Source organism: Photorhabdus africana (assembly GCF_035181445.1).
Lineage (GTDB): Bacteria > Pseudomonadota > Gammaproteobacteria > Enterobacterales > Enterobacteriaceae > Photorhabdus > Photorhabdus laumondii.
The window spans coordinates 1-254 of the sequence record NZ_JAXBVE010000265.1 but is presented as its reverse complement, the minus strand read 5'-3'; the positions used below and the strand labels follow the sequence as shown (position 1 = coordinate 254).

1 protein-coding gene is annotated in these 254 nt (G+C 45.7%); it reads left to right on the top strand.

Going from position 1 to position 254, the window contains the following annotated elements; genetic code table 11:
- A partial coding sequence (locus tag SLS51_RS23695) for an Rpn/YhgA-type helix-turn-helix domain-containing protein (protein WP_500690699.1) occupies positions 1 to 157 on the top strand: 157 nt, incomplete at its 5' end.
- Positions 158 to 254: the final 97 nt, after the last annotated feature.

The following is a 254-nucleotide window of genomic DNA, read 5'->3' as shown; positions in this document are numbered from 1 at the left end:
AGGCATTGAGCAGGGTATTGTGCAAGGCCGAGAGGAAGGCCGAGCGGAAGGTAAACTGGAAACGGCTCGTGCCTTATTACGGCATGGCGTGAGTTTGGACATTATTGTCACCAGTACCGGACTGAGCCGGGATAAAATTGAAACGTTAAAGCATTAAATTCATCTTCTCTTTTACAGCAAAATGCCGATATTTAAGATCGGCATTTTTGTTCTTATTCAGGATGATGGCTACTTTTACGTTTGCCCGGCGAAGC